The organism is Siphonobacter sp. SORGH_AS_1065 (assembly GCF_030818595.1).
In the GTDB taxonomy this organism is placed as follows: domain Bacteria; phylum Bacteroidota; class Bacteroidia; order Cytophagales; family Spirosomataceae; genus Siphonobacter.
This window is the reverse complement of record NZ_JAUTAM010000004.1, coordinates 1,852,810-1,879,740: the sequence shown is the minus strand read 5'-3', so window position 1 is coordinate 1,879,740 and position 26,931 is coordinate 1,852,810. Positions and strand designations below refer to the sequence as shown.

The window sequence follows — 26,931 nt, the reverse complement described above, 5'->3', positions numbered from 1 at the left end:
TTTTACACTAACTCTCCGTATAAATCAAATTCTTCCGCAGAAGTAATACGCACCTGAGCGAAATCACCCTGACTTACGTATTGAGTAGCGGGAATTAATACTTCGTTATCTACTTCAGGAGAATCGAATTCCGTACGACCGATGAAGTAACCGCCTTCTTTTCGATCAAACAATACTTTGTAGGTATTGCCTATTTTGGCTTGATTCAACTCCAGAGAAATGCCCTGTTGTAATTCCATAATGTCGTCGGCCCGTTGCTGTTTTTCTTCGGCTGGGATAGTGTCTTCCATCGTGGCCGAATGCGTCGAATCTTCGTGTGAATACTGGAACACACCCAAACGATCAAAGCGGGAGTTTTCTACGAAACGGTAGGTCTCTTCGAATAACTCTTCTGTTTCGCCGGGGTGACCGACGATCAACGTCGTTCGCAAAGCGATACCAGGGACTTTATCACGAATGGAATGAATGAGTTCTTCCGTTTTTTCACGAGTAATGCCACGACGCATGACTTTTAGCAATTCTGTCGAACCCGTTTGCAAGGGCATATCCAGATACTTACAGATATTTGGCTTGGCGTTCATTACATCCAGCACGTCCATTGGAAAACCGGAAGGATACGCATATTGCAGACGAATCCAATCGATGCCTTCTACGTCCGAAATGCGATCCATTAACTCTGCCAGATTCCGTTTTTTGTAAATATCCAGTCCGTAATACGTCAAATCCTGAGCAATGAGAATCAGCTCTTTCGTGCCGCGACGAGCCAAGGAACGCACTTCCGTTTCCAGATCTTCAATCGTCCGGGACACGTGCTTACCCCGCATTAACGGAATCGCACAGAAACTACAGGGACGGTCGCAACCTTCGGCGATTTTCAGATAAGCATAATGAGCAGGCGTAGTCAACAGGCGTTCCCCGACCAATTCATGCTTGTAATCCGCCTTTAAGGTTTTAAGCAAGCGAGGCATTTCGTTACTTCCAAACCAGGCATCAACTTCTGGAATTTCAAGCTCCAGTTCGTCTTTATAGCGGTGCGACAAACAGCCCGTTACGTATACTTTCTCGACGATACCTTCGGCTTTCGCGTCTACGTAGCGGAGGATGGTATCGATGGATTCCTGCTTGGCATTATCAATAAAGCCGCAGGTATTAATCACCACAATTTGCGAATCGTCCTTCTCTGACTCGTGAGCGACGTTATACCCGTTGCCTTTGAGCTGGGTAAAAAGGTTCTCCGAATCTACCAGGTTTTTAGAACAACCCAGCGTCACGATATTGACTTTATTCTTGCGTAATGTTTTGGTTTTCATTGACTAGTAAGACAAGAGACCCAACGGCTCGTCGAGGGGTTCTGCTTCTTTAATGGTCTAAAATGCGGCTGCGTAGTTAATCTCAAACTGCACCGGCGTATACTTTCCGGCTTCAACCGTAATGGGATACACATTACCGTCGCCGTCCGAGATGTTTGCCCAGAGTCCCCGCTGTTCTTTGGTGAAGATGGAATACGTTCCGGGAGCCAGTTTCACTTTGAATTTGCCCTGGCGATTGGTAACTACTTTTGCTACCCGTTTGGTTCGGATGCGTTGGTAAAAACCATCCAGTTGCTCAGTCTGGCTCTGTGGTGTTAATTCATAAATCCAGACTTCCCGCTTAATACCTTTCGCAGCTTTTATGGGCCGATCGGGCGAGGGCATTTGATTACCTGATTTCCAGGTTACCTGACCCACTATTCCCGAAGTAAGCGACGTTTTCTGGGCTTCACTTTGAAAAACGAGGCACAAAAGTACGGATAAAATCGTTAACATTCTCATATACAGAAAGATAAAAAGCGGACACCATTCGATATCCGCTTGTCGGGTTTGAAGTTTTGGGTTTAGTATTTTGAGTTAGTTCTAATTATAACAAACAACCCTATCAGGGTTAAATTTCATAATAGCCCAGGTGGATCATCACCCGGGCAGGGATTTTGTTATCCGCTCCGCAACCCTGCATTGCACACGGGGCTACTCATATTTAACCCCAATGGGGTTGTTTTATTTCGTAATCACTCAGGTCTATTAACTCGGTCAGGGTTTTATTCCCCACCTAACCCCGCATTTCATACGGGGCTACCCATATTTAACCCCGATGGGGTTATTTTATTGAATATTTCTAAGTCTAGTCTCCAAATACCGCTAAACACAAAACCCCAAACTCACCACTTACTTCAGAATATCCGTAGCCAGTTCGGGCAGGTTCAATCCGTCGAACGTACCGGAGGACATGAGTAATAAATTAGCGTTATTCCATTCCTGAGCCAATAAAAACTCCCGTAGTTTCTGATTATCCGTAAACACTTTCAGATTAGGATTACCAAAGGCTTCAGTAATATCTTCTGGCGAAATGGGCGTTAATTTCTTCTGCTCAATGGTATGCGGACTGTAATAAACCGCGGCCACATCGGGCGTGTTGAATTTACCTTTATACTGAGGCAGGAAATATTTATTGAGGCTGCTGAACGTATGTAATTCCACAACGGCTACCAGCTTGCGTTCAGGGAATTGATTTTTCACCGCTTTAGCCGTCGCTTCCAGTTTAGAGGGAGCATGAGCGAAATCACGGAAAATCGCCGTTGATTCATTTTCCCCCGCCCGCTCCAAACGATTGGCCGCTCCGGTAAAAGACTGAATCGCTTCGTAGAACATAAAGTCTTCGATACCGATTTTCTCGAGTACCGTTTTGGCTCCGTTCAGGTTCTTCATATTGTGCCCACCAAAAATCTTCAGTGGCACTTCTTCACCATTCGGTTTTAACAAGTAAGTCACTCCTTCACGAATCACGTGGGGGTGTTCAGTGTATCCGAAAGGCTGTACATCCGCCCGTTCTTTCTTGGAAATCACGGACACCACATCGTCAGTATCGTCGTAGATCAGCATTCCACCTTTGGGCGAGCTTTCGGCCAATAATTCAAACTGATGTACGTAGGCCTCAAATTCGGGGTAGACATTAATATGATCCCAGGCAATACCCGAAATCAGGGTAATGTGGGGATGATAATGCAGGAATTTAGGCTGACGATCAATGGGTGAAGAGAAATATTCATCGCCTTCAATCACGATCAGCGGAGCGTCATCCGATAATTTCACCATCGTGTCAAAACCAGCGACGCGGGCTCCAACGAGGTAATCAAATTTCCGGTTGAAATATTTCAGAACGTGCAGGATGATGGCTGTAGTCGTGGTTTTACCATGACTTCCTGCAATAACTACGCGTTGTTTATTACGACTTTGTTCAAAGACAAATTCAGGATAGGAGAATACCCGAATGCCTAATTCCTGAGCTTTCAGTAGCTCCGGGTTATCCGCCCGGGCGTGCATGCCGAGAATCACAGCGTCCAGCTCTGGCGTAATTTTTTCGGGAAACCAACCCATCTGTTCGGGCAACAGACCCGCCTGATCCAGGCGAGTTTTGGAAGGCTCATAAATTTCATCGTCTGAACCCGTTACCGTAATTCCCTTCTGGTTCAGGACGAGAGCCAGGTTGTGCATGGCTGCTCCACCGATGGCAATAAAATGTATGCGTTGAGACTTGATTATTTCGTTGGGCGAAGTCATTCAAAATCAGCTTTTAAAAAAATTAATTTTCAGGCTTTCCGTCCTCCTCACTATTAATTGAGAAAACAGAGAAAAAAAATAACCGAGCCTGCAATTATTGCAGGAGTTTTTCGGTTGCAAAGGTTATAATTTCCGTGCAAATTCGCACGCTCGTTTATGAATAGGTCAGTGGATAACTTCAGTTGTCAACAGCCTTTTCGACGAAAAACAAGTTTTTTTACGAAAATTCACCCTTAAAATGTATTTCCGTCCCAAAGGATGAAAAACTACATTGATCTCATTGAGCAAACTTTTGAATTCCCAACCCGGGAGTTCGGTGTTGACGAGAAAAACACGCTCCTCTTCAACAACGTACCCCTGATGGATATCATCCGTCAGTACGGTACCCCGCTCAAACTTACGTACTTACCCAAAATTGAAGAGCATATTGAACACGCTCGTTTGCTGTTCCGTAATGCCATGAAGAAATTCAATTATAAGGGAAGTTATACGTATTGTTACTGTACGAAGTCTTCACATTTTCAATTTATTCTCGAAGAAGTTCTGAGTAATAACTGCCACCTGGAAACTTCTTCGGCTTATGACATTGCCATTATTCGGGAATTGTATCGTCAGGAAAAACTGACTAAAAATACATTCATCATCTGTAACGGCTATAAGTTACCTCAATACCAAAAATACATTACCAACCTGATCAACGATGGGTTTAACTGTATTCCGGTACTAGATAACTTAAAGGAAATCGATTATTACATCGAGAACACCCACGCAGAAACAGTTAACCTGGCGATTCGTATTGCGACGGATGAGGAACCCAACTTCTCGTTCTACACCTCACGCCTGGGGATTCGTTATTCCGATATTATGGATTTGTTCAAGAATAAAATTGAGCCAAATCCGAAGCTGAAGTTGAAAATGCTTCACTTCTTCATTAACTCGGGTATCAAGGATAACGCTTATTACTGGTCGGAGCTGACTCGCTTTATGTTCAAATATTGCGAGATGAAGAAAGTTTGCCCTGATCTGGACTCGATTGATATCGGCGGGGGGTTACCCATCCAGACTTCAGTATTCTTCAAATACGATTATCAGGCGATGATCGACGAAATCATTGAAAACATTCAATGGATTTGTAATAAGAATAATGTTCCGGTTCCCAATATTCTCACTGAATTTGGTAGTTATACCGTCGGTGAAAGTGGTGCCGTTATTTATAAGGTAATCGACAAAAAGCAGCAGAACGACCGCGAGCTTTGGTACATGATTGACGGCAGCTTCATTACGCAGTTGCCTGATTCCTGGGGTATTGGCCAGAAATACATCATGCTGCCAGTCAATAACTGGGATCTGCCCTACGAGAAAGTAAACCTCGGCGGATTAACCTGTGACTCGCAGGATTTCTATAATACCGAAGCCCATTCGGAGGATTTATACGTACCGAGCTTTGACATTGAAAACGAAGATCAGTACATCGGTTTCTTCCATACGGGAGCGTATCAGGAGTCTCTGGGCGGTTACGGCGGTATTCAGCACTGCCTGATTCCCGCTCCGAAACACGTTATTGTCGATCTGGACGAAGAAGGAAACATCACCACTCGTCTGTTTGCTCCCCAGCAAACGCACGAAAGCATGTTACAGATTCTGGGCTATGGGCTCGAACCCCAAAGAAGGAGTGAATGAGTCCGCGAATATCCAGGCTCAGGCCCAGGAAGAAGCCGCTATCAATGAGCAGGAAGCTTCTGTAGCTGAAGAACAGGAAAAATAAACAACCAGGAAAGGGAATGGGTCCGAAAAAAGGACTTATTCCCTTTTTCGTTAAAAAAGTGGTAACTTGCTGAGGTATAAGAAAGAGGACACTAAAACTACTCGAAAATATTCATGAAAAAGTCTGCTTACCTGATCGCTCTTTTGGCCGTATTATCACTGGCCTCGTGTGCACGGAAAAACAATTGTCCGGCCTATGGTAACACGAGTATGGAAAGTACTAAACGCTAATTTGTTAAAACAATCTGGAACTATTTTGGATATACGCCTAAAAGTTTAGGCGTAATCGTTTGAGCTGTCCTTAGGGTTGCTTACTTTTGCGTTCCAATTTCAATAGCACCTAACAATGGCGAAGAAAAACAGCGGCTTAGAGTTCTTGGAAAGCCCCGAAGGATTAGCGGGCGAGTTCGGAAAAGCCCAGTCTTTTTTTGATAAAAATCAGAAAGTTGTATACGGCATCATTGCTGCGGCGATTATCGTTGTAGCAGGTTTCTTTGGCTACCAGGCCTGGCAGGATTCTCAAAACGCAGACGCTTCTGCGGCATTGTTTCCGGCAGTAAACGAATTTGAAGCTGATTCTCTCAACAAAGCTCTGAAAGGAGGCCCTGGCGTTGAAGGACTGGTTTCTATTGCCGATGAATACGGTTCTACGAAATCAGGGAAACTGGCGAACTTCTACGCTGGTGTTGCTTTATTGAAGCAGGGTAAGTTTGACGATGCCATCGAGCATTTGAAAGATTTCAGCAGCAATGATTTATTGGTGCAGGCTCGTGCCTACGCCCTGATTGGTGATGCTTATCTGGAGAAAAAAGATACTGAAAATGCAATCAGCTACTACAAAAAAGCGGTTGATTACAAACCCAATAAATTCTTTACCCCTACGTACCTGTTGAAGCTGGCTACGGCTTACGAAGTAGCCAAGCAAAACAAGGAAGCCATCGATTCGTACTCCAAGATTATTGAGGAATACCCTCAATCGGCTGAGTATGTATCTGCAAAGAAATACAAGGCCATTCTTGAAGGGCCAGCTTCCGAGTAGTTTAGGGCTTAAAGCACTAAAAATGAAAGGGATGAGGCCACACGGTCACATCCCTTTTTTTGTTTCATCGTAGTTCGTCTGTAGCTAAATCATGGCTTCTGCACTTAAAAACCTAAGCGTTTTCAGCACTGAAAACCTTCCTGATATTTCTGAAAAACACTTTGCTATCATCGTAGCAGAATGGAACAGCGAAGTTACTGGTCCCCTTTTTACCGGAGCCTACGAAACGCTGGTGAAATACGGAGCCAACGAAGAGTTCATTCACGTACGCAGCGTTCCGGGCAGTTATGAGTTAAGCTTCGGAGCAGCTCTGGCGGCTCAGGCTTCGCACATCGATGCGGTTATTTGCATTGGCTGCGTTATTCAGGGTGAAACCAAGCATAATGACTACATCAATCACGCCGTAGCTCAGGGGCTTACCAACGTAAGTTTACAGTATAATAAACCCGTAATTTTCGGGGTACTAACGCCCAACACCCAGCAGCAGGCTCTGGATCGTGCGGGTGGCATTCACGGTAACAAAGGCGACGAAGCCGCCATTACCGCCATTAAAATGTTAGGTGTTTCTTTTTAGCGTTTGAGTCTGGTTTGAAGTTTAATACCGTTTGAAAGTTTGAGAAGGCTAGGTAAATGCCCTGTACCCGTCAAACTTATTCAAACCTTCTTAAACTTTCAAACGCCCTCAAACCTCTCTACATATTCAAACTTTAATCAATACCATCCTTCTCATGCAAGTCTGGAAATTTGGTGGTACTTCCGTTGGGAAACCCGAGCGGATGCACTCCATTCGAAACCTGATTACCGCCGACAGCGGCAAAAAAATTGTTGTTCTCTCCGCGTTATCCGGCTCTACGAATGCCCTGCTTGCCATGGGTGAGTTAGCGAAAGCAGGTAATGATGAAGAACTTACCCAGAAAATTGCCGAGTTACGGGCCCATTATGATGCTTTCCTACCCGAGCTGTATCAAACGTCCGAAGGACTGGCAGAAGGACAGCAAATCGTAGAGAAAGAGTTTTCGTTTATTCAGTCTGTAACCTCTATTCGTCCTTTTACACTTAAGCAGGAAAAAGAGCTCGTAGCTGAAGGAGAAATTCTGTCTACGCAGATGTTTGAAGCCTATCTGCGGGAGCAGGGAGAAAGCTCGGTCTTATTCCCCGCTCTGGACTTCATGCTGATTGATGCCGACAATGAACCCGTTCTTTCGTTCACGGAAGAAACCCTGGGTCAGATGCTGGAGCAGCACGAAGACAAGCAAATCATCATTACTCAGGGCTTCATCTGCCGGAATCCCCGCGGCGAGGTGGATAACCTCAAACGTGGCGGTTCGGACTATACTGCATCACTAATCGGTGGAGCCATTCGGGCGGAAGAAATTCAGATCTGGACGGACATCGATGGCATGCACAATAACGACCCCCGCATCGTGAAGAAAACCTTCCCGATTCGTGAGTTAACCTTCGAGGAAGCCGCTGAACTGGCGTATTTCGGAGCGAAAATTCTTCACCCCAGCACGATTACTCCCGCTAAATTACGCGGCGTACCCGTGCGTCTGAAGAATACGATGGAACCTGAAGCTTTTGGTACACTGATTGCGACGAAATCGAGCGAACGGGAAATCAAGGCTATCGCGGCCAAAGATGGTATCACGGCTATTTATATTCACTCGACGCGTATGCTGAATGCCTACGGCTTTTTGCGTCGCGTATTCGAGGTGTTTGAAAAGTACAAAACACCCGTGGATATGATAACTACTTCGGAAGTATCCGTCTCGGTTACCATTGATAATCCAGAAAACCTGGAGAAAATCACGGCTGAACTGAAGCAGTTTGCCGATCTGGAAGACCACGATTACAATCAGACGATTATCTGTATTGTAGGTAATTTCTCCGCTGATAAAAAAGGCGTAGCTCTGAAAGTACTCGACGCAATGAAAAATATTCCGATTCGGATGATTTCGTACGGTGGTTCGGAGCATAACATTTCCATTTTAGTGGATGGTTCTGCCAAAAACGAAGCCTTGAATGCCTTGAATGAGCGTCTGTTCCACTACGAAGACACCATGAAAGACATTTTCACAGCTCCCTGATTTCTATAACGAGAAGCTATTTTTGAACGCGGATTCTCGACTGTATCAGAAGAAATCCGCGTTCTTTTTCTATCTGACGACTCATTAGCTGGCTTTCAAAAGCCCTGATTACCCATGCTACAACTCAACTTCATCCGGGAAAATAAAGAATTAACGCTGGCCGGTTTAAAGAAGAAATACTTCAAACAACCCGAAGAGGCCATCGAACAATTGCTGACACTGGATCAGAAACGCCGCGAAACGCAGGTCGAGCTCGACACGACGCTGGCTCAGTCTAACGCCCTGGCCAAACAAATTGGCGGCTTAATGAAAGAAGGCAAAAAAGAGGAAGCCGATACTGCCAAAGCCGAAACCGCTTTACTGAAAAGCCGTTCCAAGGAATTGGAAGAGCAGCTTCGTCAGATCGAATCTGTTTTACAGGACGAATTGGTAAAACTTCCTAACCTTCCCCACGAAAGCGTTCCAGAAGGACGTACGCCCGAGGAAAACGTAGAAATCTACCTGTGGGGCGACAAACCCACGCTGGCCGAAGACGCTCAGCCTCACTGGGAATTAATTAAAAAATACGACATCATTGATTTTGAACTAGGAAACAAAATCACGGGTGCGGGTTTTCCGGTGTATAAAGGCAAAGCGGCTCGTCTGCAACGGGCGATGATTAACTTCTTCCTGAACGAAGCCGTAGAGGCCGGTTACATGGAAATTCAGCCACCAATTCTGATCAATAAAGATTCTGGCTTTGGCACGGGACAATTACCCGACAAAGAAGGCCAGATGTATTACGCCAGCGAAGATGATTTATACCTGATTCCAACGGCGGAAGTTCCGGTAACGAATATTTACCGTGATGTTATCGTAGCGGATCAGGATTTACCGATTAAGCATACGGCCTATACGCCTTGTTTCCGTCGGGAAGCAGGTAGTTGGGGTGCTCACGTGCGGGGTCTGAACCGTTTGCATCAGTTTGATAAAGTAGAACTGGTTCAGATTCAGAAGCCCGAGAACTCCTATCAGGCTCTAGAAGAGATGGTAGAACACGTGAAAGGGTTATTACAGAAACTGGAGTTACCCTTCCGTATCATCCGTCTGTGCGGCGGCGATATGAGCTTTACGTCTGCTTTAACGTACGATTTTGAAGTATGGTCTGCGGCTCAACAGCGGTGGCTGGAATGTAGCTCTGTTTCTAACTTCGAAAATTATCAGGCGAACCGTCTGAAGCTTCGGTATAAGGTTGATGGTAAAACCCAGTTACTGCACACGCTGAATGGCTCTGCTCTGGCTTTACCGCGTATCCTGGCGGCTTTACTGGAGAACAATCAGACGCCTGAAGGTATCAACATTCCAAAAGTGCTGGTGCCTTATTGTGGATTCGACAAAATCTAAAAGAGTAAAATTTATTCGTCCGCGATTGCGATGACGGAAGACCCGAGCACAAAAAAAGGAAGCCAAAAGGCTTCCTTTTTTTGTGCTCGGGCATTTACTAAACTTAAGGCAGGAATCGCAACTCTACGCGACGGTTTTTCTCCTGGCCTGCTTTCGAAGTGTTATCTCCGATGGGTTTGAAAGAGCCGTAGGCTTCCGTCAGGATTCGGCTGGGGTTCGTTACCCCGGCGTTCACCAGATATTTCTTCACGGCCTGTACGCGGCGTTCAGAAAGAGCAATATTATGACGATCCGAAGAGCGACGGTCGGCGTGACCCGTTAATTGCAGACGGCAGTTGGTACGGTTCAGTAACTCAACAATCCGCGACAGCATTTCTTCGTATTCGGGCTTAATCGTGCTTTGATTGGTTTCAAAGTTAATGTTCGCAAACACTTCCAGACAAGCCTGACCCGGAATGATTGAGTTCACTACCTGTTCAAAATCAATGGCTACCCCAGCTCCAGAAACAATGCTTCCGGCAGGTGTTTCTGGTTGTTTGTCGAAGTAATCAGAAACGCCATCGTTATCCGAATCCAGTAATAAACGAGGATCAATATCTTTCGGACGGTTCGCTTTTGCAATCGAATCAATCTCAGACATGGATAGGATTTTTTCTGGTACGTACAACAAACGAGGATCGGTATAACGTAGGTTATAGGTTCCTTTCGAAGCGTCCCAGGTTTTATCCCGACCTACTTTGATTGCATTTTTACCAAACTTGTAAGTCACAGAAATGTAAGGCGTTACGTATTTATCAAGGGCTGAATTACCGCGTTTGTAATCGCTGATATCGCCCCGGTTACCACCGAAATCATACATGCTGGAGTTATCACCCCCTACGGTTGCATCCAGTTTTTCAGTATTCACGTTATTCAGCACCATGTCCAGACCAATGTCAAAACGGGGAGATAACTCATACTGAATCGCCAGTCCTACGGGGAAAACTACTTCACGAGTCATTTTCCGGGAAGAAACCTGAAGACCCGTAATGCCGCTTTCATTGACAAACTCCTGCGTAATGTTTGACTTGCGTTTTACGCGACCCGTTCCAATTTCATAGGCCGTAGAGTTAAAAAATATGACCCCAACGCCCGCGTGTAAATCAAATTTCCAGCGGTTCAGCTTTCTAGGGCCAAATAGTAAGCTTTTCAGGTTTGTACTTCCTACCAGAGCAGCCTGATAATATTCCGCCCGAAAATAAGAGTTATAAATGCGGCTCTTTGCTCCCCGAAGGTTACCGGCGTCGAGCTTCAGGCTGGCTCCGAATAAGTGGGAAAGTTGTTTGTTCACATCCAGCCCAAAACCAATAGCTCCACGCTCAGAAGCAGGAGCATATTCTTTGGGATGAGGAGCGGGCCAGAAATCGTACTCCCGTAAATCTCCCAGAAACTGAGGTGACCCACCCCGAACCGAAATCGACCAGGTATTTAAGGCATTAGGACCTTCATATAATGCGTTAGGCTGATAGGGTTTGGTTTGAGCACCGGCTTTTCCGGCCATCATTCCTGCGAGTACTAAAAAAGACAGACAGCGTACAATTCTCATAAGCTCTTTTTTAAAGGGACTGGAATTGAAATTCAATTCCCAGGTTGACAGTTGGAAACAGGTTGCACAAAAATAGAGGTTAATTCATGCATAAACCCTATTTGTATGCGAAGCAGAATCCCAGGTTTCAGATATACGACGAAAAAAAACTTCCTGTTTGGACGACCGCAAAGATTTTCGGAGATTTTCCTATAATCGATGCATGACCTGTCTAATCATTTGATCTTTCCAGGTGCCGTAAGTGCCATTCAGGATTTGCTGACGAGCTTCTTTAACTAACCACAAATAAAAGGTTAGATTGTGAACACTCGCAATTTGTGGGCCGAGTAATTCTTCAGATTTAAATAAATGACGCAGGTAAGCTTTACTATAAAAAGTACTTACATACCCTCCTAAAAATTCATCAACTGGCGAAAAATCATCTTTCCATTTTTCGTTTTTAATGTTGATAATACCTTGCGTGGTGTACAAAATTCCATGCCGGGCATTCCGGGTAGGCAATACACAATCGAACATGTCCACGCCCAGAGCAATGCTTTCAAGAATGTTAGCAGGCGTGCCTACTCCCATTAAATAACGAGGTTTATCGTAAGGAAGAATCGAGCAAACCAGATCCGTCATTTCGTACATATCCTCGGCGGGTTCGCCTACAGAAAGTCCGCCAATGGCATTTCCTTCCCGACCCATCGACGCGATGAATTCAGCCGACTGACGACGTAAATCTGGATAGGTACTCCCCTGTACTATCGGAAAAAGTGACTGCGAGTGGCCATATTTTGGCTCAGTGGCGTCGAATCGGTCGCAGCAACGTTGTAACCAGCGGTGGGTCATTTCCATTGAACGACGGGCATAGCCATAATCGCAGGGATAAGGCGTACATTCATCAAAAGCCATCACAAAATCAGCCCCAATGGTTCGCTGAATGTCCATGACACCTTCGGGCGTAAAGGTGTGCGTTGAGCCATCAATATGCGAGCGGAACTTTACGCCCGTTTCATCGATCTTACGACCTGTACCCGCCAGCGAGTAAACCTGGAAACCGCCTGAATCCGTCAGGATCGGGCGATCCCAGCCGTTAAATTTGTGTAAACCTCCGGCTTTTTCCAGAATATCAAGTCCCGGACGCAGGTACAAATGGTACGTATTTCCCAGAATAATCTGAGCATTAATGTCTTCTTTCAACTCCCGCTGGTGTACGGCCTTTACGGAGGCAACCGTTCCTACGGGCATAAAAATTGGAGTTTCAATCACTCCATGATCGGTCTGGATACGCCCGGCTCTGGCTTTACTCTGGGCGTCCTGTTTTATTAAATCAAATTGCATGGTTCTCTTCTAAAAGATTGCAAAGGTAAGGACAATCGAGGGGTCGCAGGTCAGAACGCCTATATTTCAGCAACAAACGCTTATTTTTGCGGCCTGAATTTCAAACCCTGTCGTGACTGAATTCCTTCTGCTAAGTATCGTCTGCGGTATTCAGCTTCTGTATCTATTGGTATTTGTCCGAACGGCTTTCGTTTCGGTACCCTCGTCTACTCCCCAACTACTTCCGGGAGTTTCGGTGATCGTCTGTGCCTGGAATGAGCTGCAAAACCTTCGGGAGTTAATTCCTTTACTCGAAAAACAAGAGTACGAAACATTTGAAATCATTATTGTCAACGATAAATCGACCGATGGAAGTTCAACTTTTTTGCAAGAAGCTCTTCAGCACTATTCCCGGTTAAAAGTGATTCCCATTTTAGAAACGCCCTTAGGCGTTTCTTCCAAAAAATTCGCTCTCACACAGGGAATTGATGCGGCTCAGTACGAAGTCATCTTACTGACCGACGCCGACTGTCGCCCTCATTCCAGCCGCTGGATTCAACGCATGGTGGCTCAGCTAAGCCCCACTAAAGATATTGTATTAGGGGTTTCGCCTTATTTCAGAAAGGATTCATCCGTAAACGCCTTTATCCAGTTTGAAACGTTTTATACGGCATTGCAATATATTTCCTTTGCTTTGGTCGGTAATCCGTACATGGGAGTGGGAAGAAATCTGCTATACCGCAAATCACTGTTTCTTCATCAAAACGGACTACAGGAATTCATGCACATTCTGGGCGGCGACGACGATTTATTCATTAACAAAGTTGCGAACGCTGCTAATACAGCCGTTTGCCTGCATCCCGAAAGCCTGATGTATTCCGTTCCCAAAGTTACCTGGGCCGAATGGTGGCATCAAAAACGGCGGCACGTTTCGGTGGGCAGCTATTACCGGAAAAAAGATCAGTTTTTATTAGGGCTGCTAGCGGCCTCACACGTAACAAGCTGGCTATTTTTGTGGGGCATTCTTTGGTATTCGGTCACCACAAACCCTTACGAATGGATGGGCTGGAGTATCGGCATTTTTCTCGTCCGTTTTTTTATGACCTGGATCATCTGGTACAAAGCCAGCCGGAAGCTGGCACATCCCATTCCCGGCTATCAGTTCCCAATTTTCGATTTAACATTAACGCTGTATTTACTCAGTATGGCGGTGGTATCAGCCTTTCCCAGTAAAAAAATGAGCTGGCGGTAAACCCAAACATTAAATTCAATACTCGATGGACATTATTAAAAAATATTTTCCCGACCTGACTCCCACGCAGGAAGAACAATTCAGTAAACTCGGCGAGTTATATCGCACCCTCAACGAACAGGTTAACGTGATTTCCCGTCAGGATGTAGATAACCTCTACGAACGTCATGTGCTGCATTCGCTGGGCATTGCGAAGGTGATGCAGTTTAAACCCATGACCGAAATTCTGGACGTGGGCACAGGTGGTGGCTTTCCCGGCATTCCGCTGGCCATTTTATTCCCTGAATGCCAATTTCATTTAGTAGATAGCATTGGCAAGAAAATTCGGGTTGTACAGGAAGTCGCGAAAGGCTTAGGACTTACAAATGTGCGGGCTGAACAAAAGCGTGCAGAGTTGGTAACAGCCGAGGCCTACGATTTTGTAGTAAGCCGAGCCGTAACGCGTCTGACGCCCTTTTACAGCTGGGTGAAGACCAAGGTTCACAAAAATCAGTTTAACGACCTTAAAAACGGCATTCTTTACCTAAAAGGCGGGGATTTAGAAGAGGAACTTAAAGAGCTTGGAAGAAAGACAAAAGTCTACGAACTCTCGGATTATTTTACTGAAGAGTTCTTTGAAACGAAAAAAGTAGTCCATGTCCCTTTTTAGTGGCACATTTTTAGAGAGAGAATGACGAGAGACGTGCGGAAGGCTTATTTTTGCTAGGCATTTTCCTCATTACTGCAACGATAAAACACTTATGGGTAGCTACGTTAATAACCATCTTATCAAAGACGAACACGTCGTTTTTGAAACCACGTATCATTGGACCATCTTTTTCACCTGGGCTTCGCTATTTACACTGACGATTGCCGCCTGGATCAAACGATCGTCCGATGAATTTGTTATTACCAACAAGCGACTGGTCGTGAAAACCGGATTCATTTCACGGGACACGGTTGAGCTCAATCTAAATAAGGTAGAGAGCATTCAGGTGGAACAAAGCGTTTGGGGCCGTATGTTTGGCTTCGGAACGATCTCCATTCACGGAACGGGAGAAACGAGTCAAGTGTATAAGCGAATCTCTGATCCTCTGGGCTTTAGAAGAAAATACCAGGAGCAGTACGATCAGTACACCCAAACTCGCGGATCATTTAATTAAAAAAAATATTACAAAACACTTGCGTTAGGCTGTTTGATGCCTTAGTTTTGCACTCGCTTTCAACGCAATCCCGAATAGCTCAGTCGGTTAGAGCATCTGACTGTTAATCAGAGGGTCGCTGGTTCGAGCCCAGCTTCGGGAGCCTAGTAGTCAGCCACTTACGTTCATTCGTAAGTGGCTTTTTCTTTTAACTCGCCAGCAAACTCGCCAACATCTTTCATGTATGGTCTGCTCAAGCCCTTCAAAAGCCCCAAAGTGCATAAAGTGCAAAACGTTTTTATTATTAATTACTTTTTTCTTCTGCGAGCTTTATTCCCTATACTCCCTAAAAAAATCTATAATAATATATATTTATTTTGCACTTTTTGCACTTTAAGTAATATATATAGAATATAAGTATCTGATTATTAAAGTTTTACCATTTATTTACGTCAAAAAAACAGTGCAAAATGGAGAGTAAAACAGTGCAAAACGGGATTTGATTTTGCACTTTCAGTGCAGAATGAAGCCTACTTTCTAAAATATTACAGGTTATATTAAGCTTAAAGCTACTTTAATTGTAGCGATTATGATGGTGATGGATAGCCATCATGTACTTCACAAACTGTTTTAAATAATTTTATAGCTTCTATTACAGCTTTATCAACGTCAAGCTCGCCTCCAATCCATTTATAAATAGAGCCATTCCATTGGCCTACCTGAAGTTCTGTTCTTCCAACATTGTGGGTACGGCGTTCTTTATTGAGAGCGTAGTCATCTATATGGGCGATTACATCACGCATTTTCTTTAAATCAGGTAAGGACTGATTAAACTCAGCAATAGCACGATTGATCTTTTTCTTAACAGACGGAACACTAGCGGCTATAAATGCGGCCTTTTGCAGACGGATGAGAGCTATTATCAAAAATTCCAAATCAGACATCCAACGGAAGATAAATTCTTCGTCTTCTGCTTCAGCGGTTTGTAACCGTCTATGCTGAAGTTCAATAGTAAATATTGCTAGATTAGAAAGACTCAGAGCTCTTTCTAGTTTTGAAGCATCGGATTGCTGCTCTTGTTTCATAATTTTTAATGATGAAATGTTAAAATAAGTCTGTGGTCAAACCTACAGAGATGGCAAAGCCTTTCGGGAAACGTCCAAACGATTGGTCTGCACTACCATCAACTAAGGCATTTCTACAAGAACTTGCTTGCGTACGGGGAATTCCCCGTACGGAAAACACCACTACCAGATTTTCTGGTAGTGGTAACGAACCAGCCACTGTGAGAAATTTACACAGTGACACTTTAATAAAAACAATCAACGGCGGTAGTAATCCGGGTACCTGGATGCACGAAGACGTAGCCTTAGAATTCGCCCGCTGGCTATCTCCTGCCTTTGCGATCTGGTGTAATGACCAAAAGAAATAAACACCCCGAAGAGGAGTGTTTATCTGGCTTGTACGGAAAAGATTCAGCTAACTGGCTGCTCGGAACGTTTTAATTAATTCCAGCGTCCGAAAGGTCAAATCAATGCGTTCGGAGGCATGAGCTTCCGTAAACGCCTCCGAACCTACGGCCATGGTCAGAAGCATTGACAGATCGTCGGCAATCTCGGGTAATTGGCCTCCAAAAACGTCTTTCAGGTGTTTTGCTTCATTTTCTTTTGATTGGGTGTTGGTGTTGTTCGTGTTCATAGCGATTGATTGGTTTGGTTTTGTATAATTTTATACAATAATTAAGTAAAAAAAGAGACTGAGAATGTCCCTAAAGAAGTAAGAAAGTTTAAGGTTCGTATACGATAGTGGTTTTAATTTTAAAAGTCCCTTGTTCAATTAAAATCTCACGCATTCGAGTTTCCGATAGGCTTCCATGGTGTTTATAGTTACGCCAAGCGGTTGTTAGCTTACCCTTTTTTACATCGGGTGGCAAAGACGGATAAATGTTTTCTAACCAAAAGTCAAATGCTTCCTGAATAGTACTGAATGCTTTCATGGTTCAAATATCATCTTTTGTATAATATTATACAAGTAAAATGATAATTATTTTTTAAATAAATATCTGATTAACAGTTAATTATAATTTCATTATTACAATTACACAATTACGTCGACAGGATTAGGGTCAATAAGAGCTAATTTAAAATAGCTTCTCAAACTTATAGAATGGCTTTATGGTTAGTGGTAAATATATTCTTAAATTCTTCCAAATCTCTTCGGGCGATACGGTAATGCCCTCCTTCTAATCGAAAAGCTTTCAAATACACTGGCTTTCTGGTAAGCGGATGTTTGCGACCGGTATTAATCCACGCCTTTACTGTATTAAGAGCACAACTCATTTCTTTAGCTACATCTTGAGCGGATAGATGATGCTTGCCATCTTTCTCCATGATCATCTGTTCAAGATTGATCATCCGATGATTCACTTCTTGCATAAGGTTGAACATCTGCTGAAGAGACTTCAATTCGTGAAATTCAAAAGTCATAGTCTATCTAGTTTGAGTGTACTATCTAAGAAACTGGACTGTTCGACATAAACATCTTCTTAAATTCTTCCAGATCGGACCTCATTACCCTGTAATGCTTCCCTTCAGTTAAATACGCTTTTAGCTTAATTACTTCCCGGGAAAAAAGGGTGTTTGCGTCCTTTATTGATCCAGCCCTTGATCGCAAAATCACTGTAACCCATTTCTTTAGCTATGTCCGAAACCGTCAAATGATGCCTATCAACTTGGCCAGAGAGTATTACTTTAATCTCTCTAAGCTCCGTTTGCACTTCAGTCATAATCATCACCAGATCCTGAAGAGTCTTTATTTCTTTAAATTCCAGATACATGAGATGTGTATTCATTTAGTGGTAAAAATTTCTTTAAATGCTTCCAGATCTTTCCGTAAAACTCGGTAACGCCCCCCTTCCGACTTATAGGTTTTAAGTACAATCAATTTTCTTGAAACAGGATGGCGGCGGCCTTGTACGCACCAGGTTTTAATCGTTGCATCCGAAAACTTAAGCTCTTTAGCGACGTGAGTTAGTGCCAAATACTCTTTACCTTCCTTTTCGTTCAATAAGGCTTCTATCCGGTCCATTTGGGTACGGATCGCTCGCACCTCAGTAATTAGTTGGGATAACTCTGGGATGATGATCTCTGCCATGAAGTTGTTGTTAGACGTGATATAGGAATACAAGAATGCATCCCTCTTATCCTAACTATATGGCAGGGCATCTAATGTAGCGTACGTATACTTACTTGAATTTATAGTCAAAATATCTTAACCTACGGGTTAAGGTCGGCCAGTAGAGGTGACTAGTATTGGCTGTAATTTTTCAGGCTCTCAGTTCAAAGAAGGTTAATAAAAGATCGATAATGATTTACAGCCACAAAGGTTGAGCATCCCAGTCTTTTTGAAATCCCATGTATTGTTTGGGAACGGCGGGATGATTGGCTAGCAATTCCTTGATACGCTGCTTTAGATGACCGCCCGGATTAATGGTTGTTAGCAGGTACTGCAATAGACAAAGAAAATAGTAGGAACGCCTGTTGTTATTGAAAGTAAGATCAATCCAGGGCAAGCGAGGTTTTTGAATTAATAAAGGTTGAACACCGAAATCCCGGTTCCATAACCGGGCATGATGTGCACAAATGTTTCTAACGTAAGCCAGGGCGTGTACCCAGGACTCTAACACCTTAGGATGCAGTTTATAAAACGCGGCTAGATCTTTCTTATCGTCCTTGGAAAGCCCTTTGAAAATGAAAGATACGGTTCCCATGGTAATGATCTCCAAAGACATCCAGGAGGGGGGATTTACTGGATTGGTGTATTTGTTCCAGTAATGATCCATGAACACTTCACGATTGGACTTTCCCTTGTGTTCGTTGATGTGTTTCTGGAGCTCGTGATAGGTGGAGGAACTACTAAAATGCTTGGGGTCTTCGTGCCAATGGCTGCCGTACTTCAAGGCCATTTGATAGATCAGCTGCGTGCGAAAAGACACTTCAATACGTTCGATGGCATCAAAGACGAGTAGACGCAATTCGCGATCAAAAACGTATAAATCCATGACATCTTCAAAATGTACATTGGCTTTATAGGTATGATTAGGATCGTTAGCAGCAGACTGAAAGGGGAGCATGTAAGCACTCAGGCGGTAATAACTGATATTAAGCAAGTGACTCGTTGCGTAAGGAATATCATTAATAATCATACCCCTTGATTGCAACATGGCAATCTGATTAGATACAGGTAAAGCAGGTTTAGAATAAAGCATGGGTAGGGCTATAAATGAAAAAGGCCCTCCAAGTGTGCATCAGAGAGAGGCATGGAAGGCTTATTGACCACAAAGTTAGTAGGCTTTGCTTAGTGAAAACAAGCGAAAGGATGAAAAAGTTTTTTATTGAATAAAAAAACTAGACAATGAATAGACCCGTTCTCTTTGTAAAACTTGGAGCGTTTCTTGACATCAAAATCCAATTGTCCGAAAATCGGTCATTTGGATTTCGTTCGGAGGATTCCCCGAACGGTCGAAACCATACCTGTCTGATTATCGGATAGGTCGAAAATCTATCTATCCGATAATCGGATAGATGAAAAGTCTTTCCTACGCCCTTGTATCAAATCCAGACCTCTACTTAGATATCAAGAGCATAGTTTGAGCCTGCTACCGGGCCAAAGAAAGGCATCCATCAAAAGGTAACTCAGGATTACCTTATCTACCTATGGGAAAATCCCATAGGCAAACTACCATTATCCCCGGTAGTTAAACTATCCGATTTTCGGACTGTTTACGGCGGTTTCCCTATGCCAGACCTCACTTTCAATTGCGGGATTTTCCCGTATTTGAAAGTGAGGTAAGAAAATCTCACAATTGAAACACAAGCCTTCTACCTGCCAACATTAGAGGGGTAATCTTTCCAGATCAGGCTAACGTGTAAAGGTTCTTTTCATCGGTGAGAAAATCTCACCGATGGATTCAGGACAGATCAGTAGCCAGTCGCTAGGCGGATGAGCCTATTGGATTATGCTCAGGCCGCTATGCGAAATCGCATAACGCCAAAAAAGGCGAACATCCTTATACGGGGTTCGCCTTTTCTAGGTGTCCAGATTAAGTGTCCAGGTTTCCCGGCTGAGGTGTCCAGGTTTAAGGTTTTCTACAACCGCCCTTGCCGGATCCGTTGCCGAATGGCTTCAACTACTCCCTGTACAATAACTCGCCTTTCCTGAATGGTGGGATAAAAGGCTTTTCCATAGTAATCTTCTAAGCCCCTGGCTATTTCTACCTTGGCAGCATCGGTAAAACCAGCCTCGACAATAACGGAACTCCCTAACTGCTGAGCAGGCATGACCTGAAAACTTCGCATCAGATCACCGCTCATGGTCAAATCGACCTTTGCCGTTTGACGTCCGTATTTTTGGCGGCGGCGGCTGTAGGCTTTCGAGTAGGCTCCCAAACGCTTGGCAGCTTTGGTAGTCAAGCTCTGACCAGAGCTACCTATTCCCTGATTTTGAATGCGTTGTTTGACGACGGCTACGTGATCCAGGGCCGCACCCGTCAGAATTTGAGGCAATTCGGCTTCCAGCTTGTTGAGGTCATCGAGGAAAATCTGAACAACGGATTCAAAGTTTGAACTATAGTGGAGTGTGTACATACAGCTTTTAAGTGTAGTGGTTACCACGATGGCCTCATCCGTATCATGGCAGCTATTACCACTTGCTACGCATGAGGCCGGTTTATTAATTGAGCAGGTAATTCCAGTAACCGGGCCACCGTGGCAGCGGCGTAAACAAGCCCTCTACCAGTGTAGCCCGTAAAAGGCTCATGCGAAATTGGTATTCGATCTTTCCGCTTTCGAGTATCTGGCGGCTACCCATGGAAATTTCAGGCTCCAGATCTGGCAGAAAACACTGCTGTAATACCGGTTCTACTTTCGGGTGGAGGGTCATTTTTATTTCTACCTGGTTCGTGCCTGCTAGCGGCTCAATGAATACGAAATTATCTGGTTCTGTAGTCATGGTTGTTATCGCTTTGGGTTGTAGCGATTATCGTGGATGGTTAGTTTTCTTAATCTATCCAGGATATAAAGGGTAAAACCACTTCTGTCCAGATGAAGGTTCGTCTGTTGGATATTGTCCAGCTTATCAAGCTTTCGACTCACTGTCTCAAGCAACTCCTCCGTTCTACGGTTAGGATTGACGGGTTTGGTGTAAGGTTTACCCTCAAGAGCAAAATGATGATACGATACCACGGGCTGGTATTGCCGGAATTCGTCTGAGTTCATCCGCTCGATCATCCGTTTGCGTTCCCGTTCCCACTCCATCCGGCGTTCGGCTAAGGCCAATAGTTCGGGGTTAGTGAGTCCTAAGGCTCGTTTTCGCTCGTTTTCCTCAACGGTCATCACCGATTCCCCCCTAGTGAGCATCGCAGGTACCGTATCGATACCTCGGGGATACTCCCGCTTATCGTCCACAAACTCGGTTCCCGTTCGGTAAAACTTAGGCGGCTTCTGTTTGGCGATTTTACCGACGGCTATCCCCGTAATGGTGCCAATAATCCCAGCATAAATAGAACCTCTGATCGGGTCCCCGGTAGCAGCTACATAGGCCTGCACTCCGGCAATGAGTCCAGCCGTCAGCGTTTGAGAAATCGCGGCGGCCTGATCTGCTTTCCAGGCTTGCAGTTTGAGCTTAGCCAGCTCCTTATTCTGTTTTTCCTGCAACTGCTTTTTCTCCTTATCCTGCCTTGCCTGCAATTGCTTCTTTTGGGCCTCATTACCAACAAACCCGTTCAAATCAGCCTGATTTTTTTCATCCAAAGCCTTCATTTCGGCGGCATGACGATCAGCGGCGGCCTGGGCAAGCTCTTCATACTTCTGCTTCTCAGCGGAGAAAAAGGCACTGCTGGCAGCGGACATGGCTGTAATTCCCAAAATGATGGCATCCTGCGTTTTGGCCTCTCTCTTGTCTACCTTGTCCTTGTATTGCTGATGAGCAACCAGAATACTCGCGAAACCCTTCATGTAGGCGTTCTCGGATTGCCCCAATAGCTGAATGATCATTTGAGCCGTTTCCCGTTCTACCTGGCGGCGGCGGTCGGCGGCTTGTTTCTGGCGGTCCGCGTCCTTTTTATTGAACTGCTCTTTGGCTTCATCGATTTCAATCTCCAGCTGTAAGATTTTATTCCGGGATTCCTTTTCCTGAGCAACCGTTAAAAGGCCTTTGCTTTTGAGGGTGTTCACCCGAAACGTTTCTCTCAGGATTTGCTCATTGAGCGAACTCACCCGAATAGCGGTTAGATCGTTGTCATATTTGCGTTCGATGGCTAGTTGCTGCTGAAATGATTTCGCGTTCTCCAGTTCCGTAGCTCTTCGGCTTTCGAGCGTGATTTCCTGACGAACGCGGGCCTGTTGCCCAAGTAGTTTCTGGTACTCCAAATCCAATTTGGTCTGTTTCTCAATTTCCTTGCGTTTGGCTTCGGTAATGTCCTGCTGAATCTTCAGCTCGTGTTCCGCTACTTTGTCCAGGCCGTCCGAAATGCGTTTCCGCTCGTCATCTACTACATCCTGACGCTTTTTGCGGTACGTCTCGATGATCTTGAGCCGCTTTTCCTCGTATTCGGCGTGAATTAATTCGATTTCGGCGGCGGTTTTTTCCTCGAAAACCGCCTTTGATTCCGCAATGCGTTCCTCCGTGTTGTTGATGAGCAAGGCCTTTTGCAGGCTTTCATCCATGGCTTTACGTTCTGCCAATTCCCGAGTGAGTTCGTCATTGTGCCACTTCTTTTTGTCTTTGTCGGTTTTGGTACCGATCACTTTTTTAACCCGGTGAGCCTCCTCATACGCCTTGATTTCCCGATCAATCAAAACGAGCTCCTGATGGTCCCCAATGGAAACCTTATCCTTGGCTCCTGAAATCAGGCCTTGTAATTCCTTGCGGCGTTTGAGGTTCTGCTGGTAGCTTAAATCCCGCCGCTTTTCGGCTTCGGCTTCGATTTTGGCCTGCTGAGCAGAGGCCTCGATTTCTACGTCGGTAAGCTTCTGCATTTCGCCCTGAATACCCCGTAGCTGGTTTTCATACTTGGTGAGACGATCCACCCGCTTGATGAGCACCCCGTTCTCATCCTCAAAGGCGGCAGAAGTATCCCTAACCTGAGAACGAACCTGAGCAATCGCCCCGGCCAAATCCAGGGCCGTGATTTTAGCCTGCGGGAATTCTTTTTTCAGCTTTTCAATGGATTCGTTTTCCTGATCAAAAAGCCCTTTGCGTTTGCCCTGGTTCTGCTCGACGGCGTAGGCAATCCGGGCCAAACGGATCCGTTCGTTATAGCCAGCGATCACCTGTTTTAAAGCCGTATCCAGAGCCTGATTGGAAATAACCTCCGTATTGAGCCCTTTGAGTAAATCCGGGTACTCTTTCTTGAGTTTTTTGATGAGGAGTGTCCGGGTGTCATTGCTAATGTTAGAATCCTTAATGGCACTCACCAGACCGATGAGCGTATCTCGTTCGGCTCTGATTTTTTTCTCCTCTTCTCCCAGGCTGGAAGTCACCTCGACGCTGGAAGCCTGCCAGGCCTGATACGCCGTTACCGCAATACCGATCGCGGCGGTAATCAGGCCAATCGGATTCGCCCGCATGGTAGCCCAAAGACCTTTTTGGGCCGTGTTGAGTTGTCCAGTAGCCACGAGCAGGAGCCGCTGCGTTCCTACGAGTCCCAAATCGGCGGCCTGATTGAGTCGGCTCTGAATGGTAACGGCAATGAGTGTAGCCCGGTAGGAAAGGTAAGCGGTAATGATGGCTTCAATCGAAGCAATGGTTTTGCTTACCGCGGACTCGCTACCAATCAGGCCCTCCACCCATCCCGCGACCGTAGAAACGATAGAGAGGCCTGTATCTTTAAAACGATTGCCTACGCGGATGAGGCCCTGATCCACGTTATCAGAAAAGTTGGAAAGCCGCCCCTGAATCGTGGTAGACTGCTTTTCCATCAAGTTAAAGAACTTGCCCCCTTCTACGCTCGTGGAGGCAATAGCCTGTTTGACCATTTCAAAGGAAACGGCCCCGTCAGATACATCTTTCTGAATCTGAGCGGTCGTTTTCCCGGATTGTTTCGCTAGTAGCTCCAAAAGAGGCACTCCGGCTTCGGTGAACTGGCGAACCTCCTGACCCGTCAAACGGCCTAAGCTTCGTACCTGGCCATAGGCAAGGGTAAGGAAGGGCAATTTCTCTTTTCCAACGCCGGCGGCAATGTTGCCTAGCTCCTCAATGGTCTTGGTTACGTCCTCGGAGGCAATTCCGTAGGCTAAGAGCTTATTGGTTTGCTCCTGTACTTCTCCCAGCGTAAACGGGGTACGCTTAGCCAGATCAATGATTTCCCGGTTGAGGCTATCGGCCTTTGCCTTGGAGTCCAGCATGGTTTCCAGACTAATCTGAAATGACTCATTATTACTGGTCACGTCTTTGATTTTGCTGGCAAATTGACTCAGGGCGGTAATGGAGAAAGCGGCGGCGGCAAGCGTCTGAAGCGAGCGGAATTGACCCGAAAGACTGGCCGTATTCTTTCCCAGCGTTACTGTTGTGGCCGTTACTTGTTGCATTTGCCGCTCCAGCTGGGAGAGTTGCTGATTCAGCTCCCGGACTTCTTTCATCGACATCGCCCGCTGTCTGGCTTTTTGTAATTCAGCGTACTTAGCTTGCAGGCTCTCTAAAATTCCCTTTTCCCGGCTGGCTTCGTCCTGCTGAGCTTTGGCCCGAGCTTTGGCGGCTTCTGTTCGAGCCTTAGCGGCCTCCTCTTGACGCTTAGCGGCTTCAATCAGCTGCTTTTCAATGGTAAGAATGGCACGTAATTGCTCTTCTACGGCCTTGCCGCCTTCCATGACGGCCTGTAAGCGTAATCTGATATCCTCATCCATCGATGATTCTATTTTGAACTTTCATCGCAGAACCCTATAGGTCCCGCCGGTACTTATTGCGTTGCTACGGAAAATCGCAGCCAGGTAATTGATTTTTGCTTTATAAGAATAAAGCTTAATTGGTGGAGGTGTAAGCAGACAACAAAAAACGAAGCCGCTCATTTTCCATCTCTAAATGAATAATTTCGGCCTGCTTTGATTGCAATTCGGCTTGTAGACTAGTGTTGATTACCCGTAGATCAAAATTGGCGGCGGCTACTACGTTGACCGTTGCCACAGGGGCCGCTCCCACAGGAGCCCCAATCATCTGTTGAGGCCTGAAACTACCCGGCTTGCCTTCGTTTTTTTGCAGTAATGCCTGGTAATCTTCTCGCAACTGATCCAACTCGGTGTTGATGGCTTGCGATAGTTGAATTTGCTTTTTGAGTAACTGCTGAATTTTATCCATGGCAAAGGGCTAATTAAAAATCAGATTTTGAACCTGGTGAGCTTTGCTTTTTAGCGGCTTCTAGTTGTCGCTGCTTTTGCTGGCTCCATTCCCGTCTAAAATCGAGGTATTCCTGAATAGTAAGCCGCTCAAGTGTTCGTATTCCTTCAGTATTTCCAGACGCAAGTGCATATTTTTCAGCGTAGAATCGCCGGTGTTGCTCAATTTTCCAAGCGTCAGGGCTTTCTCGGAAGTCAATACGGCGGCGGTGGTTCCCGTCTGTATCTGGTTGGTTAGCTGGATGATCGTCTGTTGCAGCTCTTCCGTATTCATCGACAACCCGTCTAATGGTAACAAAGCACTGATTGGCGAAAAAAAAAGCTGCTTGTCGTTAATGAGTTCTTTATCCTGAATCCACCGGGCTATCTTTTCCTGAGCGTAGATTTCGTCATATTTGGCCGGGTCTTCACTCTCATCAAAATAGAAAACGCTGGCTTCGCGGTACAAAGATTCCGGGTGTTTGAGGTTTCGGCGTACTTCCATGAGCATTTGGTACATGGCAAGTTCATCGATCATTTCTAAAGCCTCTTCATTTTGACCATTGGCCACCAGGGCCCGGATGCGGGCTACACTATCTCGTTCCACCCGGAAGAACTCGTTTACATCAATTTCCGTCAATTGCCAGGTGTCGTGATATTCCGATAAGGCGGAATAATCAAACCACTTGGCATAGGTCATACTAAAGCCCCGGTGGGTATGCTTATAATAGTCAACGCCTAATGAGCGGAAAGCGAACTCCTTTGTATCGCACTGCTTGAAGGCCATCGAAGGGCCTGAGATTTTACTTGAAAAATCGATCATCGTTTGTGCGTTTTGTAATGATTAAAACCGGGGATTTGACCCCTTTTTTTATAGTGTGACAAAGTGTGACATTTTGCTTTTTTTGATTCCTGATTTTAGGTCTAACTTTTCCGTAGGCGAGAAAAGGAGCAATGAGTAATAGTGCTGTGTTAGCCGTCAAAACCTGAGAAAATAAACTCAACTCATTTTGAAACATCTGCCACGGTGGCTTTATTCGTCCCTTTTTCGCTCTTCACGGATAATCCGAACCACTATTTCTGGTTCTGTATTGGGATTAACAGGCTTATTTCCGTAGCCACGCGATGCACCATGATTGTTTAAATAGTACATAATCATGGTATCTGAGTTTTCGCTGATGCGTTTTAAAAGCTTAGACTCTACAAAGTCCAGGGCAAGGTCTTTAATTGAATCCACTTTCTCTTTGTATTCAGGATCCTCTTCGCACCAACGGTAGTGAGTGCGGCGGTGCATCTGTAAACGCTTGCAAGCGGGTGCAACAACCCCCATCGTTTTTTCCAGTGCATTGAGCATATTTTCTTTTTTTCTAGCGGTGAGCGTGGCTCTGGTCTCCTCTGACTTTGGGGCCGGGGTTGTTTTGCGTGCCATTTTCTTGCG

At 45.2% G+C, this 26,931-nt stretch carries 27 protein-coding genes and 1 tRNA gene; 10 read left to right on the top strand and 18 right to left on the bottom strand.

Annotation, left to right across the window (positions count from 1 at the left end; genetic code table 11):
* Positions 1 to 2: 2 nt before the first annotated feature.
* The 3 genes from rimO to murC all read right to left on the bottom strand — a co-directional run bounded on the left by rimO (position 3) and on the right by murC (position 3,593).
* Complete coding sequence (rimO, locus tag QE390_RS08535) at positions 3 to 1,310, bottom strand: 30S ribosomal protein S12 methylthiotransferase RimO (RefSeq protein ID WP_307141832.1); 1,308 nt, start codon at positions 1,308 to 1,310, stop codon at positions 3 to 5.
* A 57-nt stretch (positions 1,311 to 1,367) separates the two neighbouring features.
* On the bottom strand, positions 1,368 to 1,811 hold the full coding sequence (locus QE390_RS08530) for a carboxypeptidase regulatory-like domain-containing protein (protein WP_157830315.1): 444 nt from the start codon (positions 1,809 to 1,811) through the stop codon (positions 1,368 to 1,370).
* A gap of 390 nt (positions 1,812 to 2,201) precedes the next feature.
* Positions 2,202 to 3,593: a UDP-N-acetylmuramate--L-alanine ligase gene (gene murC / locus QE390_RS08525; RefSeq protein WP_307141831.1), complete on the bottom strand. Its 1,392-nt coding sequence runs from the start codon at positions 3,591 to 3,593 to the stop codon at positions 2,202 to 2,204.
* Between the two features lie 258 nt (positions 3,594 to 3,851).
* Between murC and QE390_RS08520 the strand changes: the two genes are divergently transcribed.
* From QE390_RS08520 to serS, 5 genes are all read left to right on the top strand, one after another.
* A complete protein-coding gene (locus QE390_RS08520) occupies positions 3,852 to 5,273 on the top strand; it encodes an arginine decarboxylase (protein WP_307141830.1) in 1,422 nt (473 codons plus the stop codon).
* Between the two features lie 430 nt (positions 5,274 to 5,703).
* Positions 5,704 to 6,396, top strand: coding sequence for a tetratricopeptide repeat protein (locus QE390_RS08515; RefSeq protein WP_106636631.1), 693 nt, complete (start codon positions 5,704 to 5,706; stop codon positions 6,394 to 6,396).
* 91 nt (positions 6,397 to 6,487) lie between these two features.
* The gene (gene ribH / locus QE390_RS08510; protein ID WP_106636630.1) at positions 6,488 to 6,970 is read left to right on the top strand and encodes a 6,7-dimethyl-8-ribityllumazine synthase; all 483 of its coding nucleotides are present in this window, start codon (positions 6,488 to 6,490) and stop codon (positions 6,968 to 6,970) included.
* A 154-nt stretch (positions 6,971 to 7,124) separates the two neighbouring features.
* On the top strand, positions 7,125 to 8,483 hold the full coding sequence (locus QE390_RS08505; RefSeq protein WP_307141829.1) for an aspartate kinase: 1,359 nt from the start codon (positions 7,125 to 7,127) through the stop codon (positions 8,481 to 8,483).
* A gap of 114 nt (positions 8,484 to 8,597) precedes the next feature.
* Complete coding sequence (gene serS / locus QE390_RS08500; RefSeq protein WP_307141828.1) at positions 8,598 to 9,866, top strand: serine--tRNA ligase; 1,269 nt, start codon at positions 8,598 to 8,600, stop codon at positions 9,864 to 9,866.
* Positions 9,867 to 9,969: 103 nt separating this feature from the next.
* On the opposite strand, the gene QE390_RS08495 is transcribed toward serS, so the two are convergent.
* Together QE390_RS08495 and tgt are read right to left on the bottom strand one after the other, a co-directional pair.
* Positions 9,970 to 11,451 carry an OmpA family protein gene (locus QE390_RS08495; RefSeq protein ID WP_307141827.1) on the bottom strand — a complete coding sequence of 494 codons (1,482 nt, stop codon included), beginning with the start codon at positions 11,449 to 11,451 and terminating at the stop codon, positions 9,970 to 9,972.
* 189 nt (positions 11,452 to 11,640) lie between these two features.
* A complete protein-coding gene (tgt, locus tag QE390_RS08490; RefSeq protein ID WP_307141826.1) occupies positions 11,641 to 12,774 on the bottom strand; it encodes a tRNA guanosine(34) transglycosylase Tgt in 1,134 nt (377 codons plus the stop codon).
* Between the two features lie 112 nt (positions 12,775 to 12,886).
* Here tgt and QE390_RS08485 point away from each other — a divergent pair, with 112 nt between their 5' ends.
* From QE390_RS08485 to QE390_RS08470, 4 genes are all read left to right on the top strand, one after another.
* Positions 12,887 to 14,005: a glycosyltransferase gene (locus QE390_RS08485; RefSeq protein WP_307141825.1), complete on the top strand. Its 1,119-nt coding sequence runs from the start codon at positions 12,887 to 12,889 to the stop codon at positions 14,003 to 14,005.
* Between the two features lie 25 nt (positions 14,006 to 14,030).
* Positions 14,031 to 14,654 (top strand): 16S rRNA (guanine(527)-N(7))-methyltransferase RsmG, encoded by a 624-nt coding sequence (rsmG, locus tag QE390_RS08480; RefSeq protein WP_307141824.1) that lies wholly within the window; start codon positions 14,031 to 14,033, stop codon positions 14,652 to 14,654.
* Positions 14,655 to 14,745: 91 nt separating this feature from the next.
* Positions 14,746 to 15,147 (top strand): PH domain-containing protein, encoded by a 402-nt coding sequence (locus QE390_RS08475; protein ID WP_106636625.1) that lies wholly within the window; start codon positions 14,746 to 14,748, stop codon positions 15,145 to 15,147.
* Between the two features lie 68 nt (positions 15,148 to 15,215).
* Positions 15,216 to 15,289, top strand: a tRNA-Asn gene (locus tag QE390_RS08470).
* Between the two features lie 424 nt (positions 15,290 to 15,713).
* Here the strand turns inward: QE390_RS08470 and QE390_RS08465 are convergent.
* On the bottom strand, positions 15,714 to 16,211 hold the full coding sequence (locus QE390_RS08465; protein ID WP_307141823.1) for a hypothetical protein: 498 nt from the start codon (positions 16,209 to 16,211) through the stop codon (positions 15,714 to 15,716).
* Between the two features lie 50 nt (positions 16,212 to 16,261).
* Between QE390_RS08465 and QE390_RS08460 the strand changes: the two genes are divergently transcribed.
* Positions 16,262 to 16,558, top strand: a complete 297-nt coding sequence (locus QE390_RS08460; protein ID WP_307141822.1) for a KilA-N domain-containing protein — start codon at positions 16,262 to 16,264, stop codon at positions 16,556 to 16,558.
* A 47-nt stretch (positions 16,559 to 16,605) separates the two neighbouring features.
* On the opposite strand, the gene QE390_RS08455 is transcribed toward QE390_RS08460, so the two are convergent.
* The 12 genes from QE390_RS08455 to QE390_RS08400 form a co-directional block, all read right to left on the bottom strand.
* On the bottom strand, positions 16,606 to 16,824 hold the full coding sequence (locus QE390_RS08455; protein WP_307141821.1) for a hypothetical protein: 219 nt from the start codon (positions 16,822 to 16,824) through the stop codon (positions 16,606 to 16,608).
* A gap of 88 nt (positions 16,825 to 16,912) precedes the next feature.
* Positions 16,913 to 17,122: a hypothetical protein gene (locus QE390_RS08450; RefSeq protein ID WP_307141820.1), complete on the bottom strand. Its 210-nt coding sequence runs from the start codon at positions 17,120 to 17,122 to the stop codon at positions 16,913 to 16,915.
* 163 nt (positions 17,123 to 17,285) lie between these two features.
* Positions 17,286 to 17,612: a hypothetical protein gene (locus QE390_RS08445; RefSeq protein ID WP_307141819.1), complete on the bottom strand. Its 327-nt coding sequence runs from the start codon at positions 17,610 to 17,612 to the stop codon at positions 17,286 to 17,288.
* A 125-nt stretch (positions 17,613 to 17,737) separates the two neighbouring features.
* Entirely contained in the window at positions 17,738 to 17,977 is a 240-nt protein-coding gene (locus QE390_RS08440) for a hypothetical protein (protein ID WP_307141817.1), read from the bottom strand.
* Positions 17,974 to 18,279 (bottom strand): hypothetical protein, encoded by a 306-nt coding sequence (locus tag QE390_RS08435; RefSeq protein WP_307141816.1) that lies wholly within the window; start codon positions 18,277 to 18,279, stop codon positions 17,974 to 17,976. The genes QE390_RS08440 and QE390_RS08435 overlap by 4 nt, the downstream gene beginning before the upstream one ends.
* Before the next feature lie 217 nt (positions 18,280 to 18,496).
* The gene (locus tag QE390_RS08430; protein WP_307141815.1) at positions 18,497 to 19,393 is read right to left on the bottom strand and encodes an Abi family protein; all 897 of its coding nucleotides are present in this window, start codon (positions 19,391 to 19,393) and stop codon (positions 18,497 to 18,499) included.
* Between the two features lie 880 nt (positions 19,394 to 20,273).
* Positions 20,274 to 20,771 carry a hypothetical protein gene (locus tag QE390_RS08425; RefSeq protein ID WP_307141814.1) on the bottom strand — a complete coding sequence of 166 codons (498 nt, stop codon included), beginning with the start codon at positions 20,769 to 20,771 and terminating at the stop codon, positions 20,274 to 20,276.
* 85 nt (positions 20,772 to 20,856) lie between these two features.
* Entirely contained in the window at positions 20,857 to 21,135 is a 279-nt protein-coding gene (locus tag QE390_RS08420) for a hypothetical protein (RefSeq protein WP_307141813.1), read from the bottom strand.
* Between the two features lie 5 nt (positions 21,136 to 21,140).
* On the bottom strand, positions 21,141 to 25,028 hold the full coding sequence (locus QE390_RS08415; RefSeq protein ID WP_307141812.1) for a tape measure protein: 3,888 nt from the start codon (positions 25,026 to 25,028) through the stop codon (positions 21,141 to 21,143).
* 115 nt (positions 25,029 to 25,143) lie between these two features.
* Entirely contained in the window at positions 25,144 to 25,476 is a 333-nt protein-coding gene (locus QE390_RS08410; protein ID WP_307141811.1) for a hypothetical protein, read from the bottom strand.
* Positions 25,477 to 25,536: 60 nt separating this feature from the next.
* The gene (locus tag QE390_RS08405) at positions 25,537 to 26,316 is read right to left on the bottom strand and encodes a hypothetical protein (protein WP_307141810.1); all 780 of its coding nucleotides are present in this window, start codon (positions 26,314 to 26,316) and stop codon (positions 25,537 to 25,539) included.
* Positions 26,317 to 26,526: 210 nt separating this feature from the next.
* Positions 26,527 to 26,922, bottom strand: a complete 396-nt coding sequence (locus tag QE390_RS08400) for a hypothetical protein (RefSeq protein ID WP_307141809.1) — start codon at positions 26,920 to 26,922, stop codon at positions 26,527 to 26,529.
* Positions 26,923 to 26,931 lie beyond the last annotated feature (9 nt).

Excerpts from the sequence above, each read along its gene's own strand:
- QE390_RS08415 (WP_307141812.1), bottom strand. The coding sequence starts at position 25,028 with ATGGATGAGGATATCAGATTACGCTTACAGGCCGTCATGGAAGGCGGC.
- ribH (WP_106636630.1), top strand. The coding sequence starts at position 6,488 with ATGGCTTCTGCACTTAAAAACCTAAGCGTTTTCAGCACTGAAAACCTT.
- tgt (WP_307141826.1), bottom strand. The coding sequence starts at position 12,774 with ATGCAATTTGATTTAATAAAACAGGACGCCCAGAGTAAAGCCAGAGCC.
- QE390_RS08505 (WP_307141829.1), top strand. The coding sequence starts at position 7,125 with ATGCAAGTCTGGAAATTTGGTGGTACTTCCGTTGGGAAACCCGAGCGG.
- murC (WP_307141831.1), bottom strand. The coding sequence starts at position 3,593 with ATGACTTCGCCCAACGAAATAATCAAGTCTCAACGCATACATTTTATT.
- QE390_RS08400 (WP_307141809.1), bottom strand. The coding sequence starts at position 26,922 with ATGGCACGCAAAACAACCCCGGCCCCAAAGTCAGAGGAGACCAGAGCC.
- QE390_RS08420 (WP_307141813.1), bottom strand. The coding sequence starts at position 21,135 with ATGACTACAGAACCAGATAATTTCGTATTCATTGAGCCGCTAGCAGGC.
- QE390_RS08455 (WP_307141821.1), bottom strand. The coding sequence starts at position 16,824 with ATGAACACGAACAACACCAACACCCAATCAAAAGAAAATGAAGCAAAA.
- QE390_RS08430 (WP_307141815.1), bottom strand. The coding sequence starts at position 19,393 with ATGCTTTATTCTAAACCTGCTTTACCTGTATCTAATCAGATTGCCATG.
- QE390_RS08445 (WP_307141819.1), bottom strand. The coding sequence starts at position 17,612 with ATGACTTTTGAATTTCACGAATTGAAGTCTCTTCAGCAGATGTTCAAC.
- QE390_RS08450 (WP_307141820.1), bottom strand. The coding sequence starts at position 17,122 with ATGAAAGCATTCAGTACTATTCAGGAAGCATTTGACTTTTGGTTAGAA.
- QE390_RS08465 (WP_307141823.1), bottom strand. The coding sequence starts at position 16,211 with ATGAAACAAGAGCAGCAATCCGATGCTTCAAAACTAGAAAGAGCTCTG.
- rimO (WP_307141832.1), bottom strand. The coding sequence starts at position 1,310 with ATGAAAACCAAAACATTACGCAAGAATAAAGTCAATATCGTGACGCTG.
- QE390_RS08405 (WP_307141810.1), bottom strand. The coding sequence starts at position 26,316 with ATGATCGATTTTTCAAGTAAAATCTCAGGCCCTTCGATGGCCTTCAAG.
- QE390_RS08460 (WP_307141822.1), top strand. The coding sequence starts at position 16,262 with ATGGCAAAGCCTTTCGGGAAACGTCCAAACGATTGGTCTGCACTACCA.
- QE390_RS08440 (WP_307141817.1), bottom strand. The coding sequence starts at position 17,977 with ATGAATACACATCTCATGTATCTGGAATTTAAAGAAATAAAGACTCTT.
- QE390_RS08515 (WP_106636631.1), top strand. The coding sequence starts at position 5,704 with ATGGCGAAGAAAAACAGCGGCTTAGAGTTCTTGGAAAGCCCCGAAGGA.
- QE390_RS08495 (WP_307141827.1), bottom strand. The coding sequence starts at position 11,451 with ATGAGAATTGTACGCTGTCTGTCTTTTTTAGTACTCGCAGGAATGATG.
- QE390_RS08410 (WP_307141811.1), bottom strand. The coding sequence starts at position 25,476 with ATGGATAAAATTCAGCAGTTACTCAAAAAGCAAATTCAACTATCGCAA.
- QE390_RS08475 (WP_106636625.1), top strand. The coding sequence starts at position 14,746 with ATGGGTAGCTACGTTAATAACCATCTTATCAAAGACGAACACGTCGTT.
- QE390_RS08425 (WP_307141814.1), bottom strand. The coding sequence starts at position 20,771 with ATGTACACACTCCACTATAGTTCAAACTTTGAATCCGTTGTTCAGATT.
- QE390_RS08530 (WP_157830315.1), bottom strand. The coding sequence starts at position 1,811 with ATGAGAATGTTAACGATTTTATCCGTACTTTTGTGCCTCGTTTTTCAA.
- rsmG (WP_307141824.1), top strand. The coding sequence starts at position 14,031 with ATGGACATTATTAAAAAATATTTTCCCGACCTGACTCCCACGCAGGAA.
- QE390_RS08435 (WP_307141816.1), bottom strand. The coding sequence starts at position 18,279 with ATGGCAGAGATCATCATCCCAGAGTTATCCCAACTAATTACTGAGGTG.
- QE390_RS08520 (WP_307141830.1), top strand. The coding sequence starts at position 3,852 with ATGAAAAACTACATTGATCTCATTGAGCAAACTTTTGAATTCCCAACC.
- serS (WP_307141828.1), top strand. The coding sequence starts at position 8,598 with ATGCTACAACTCAACTTCATCCGGGAAAATAAAGAATTAACGCTGGCC.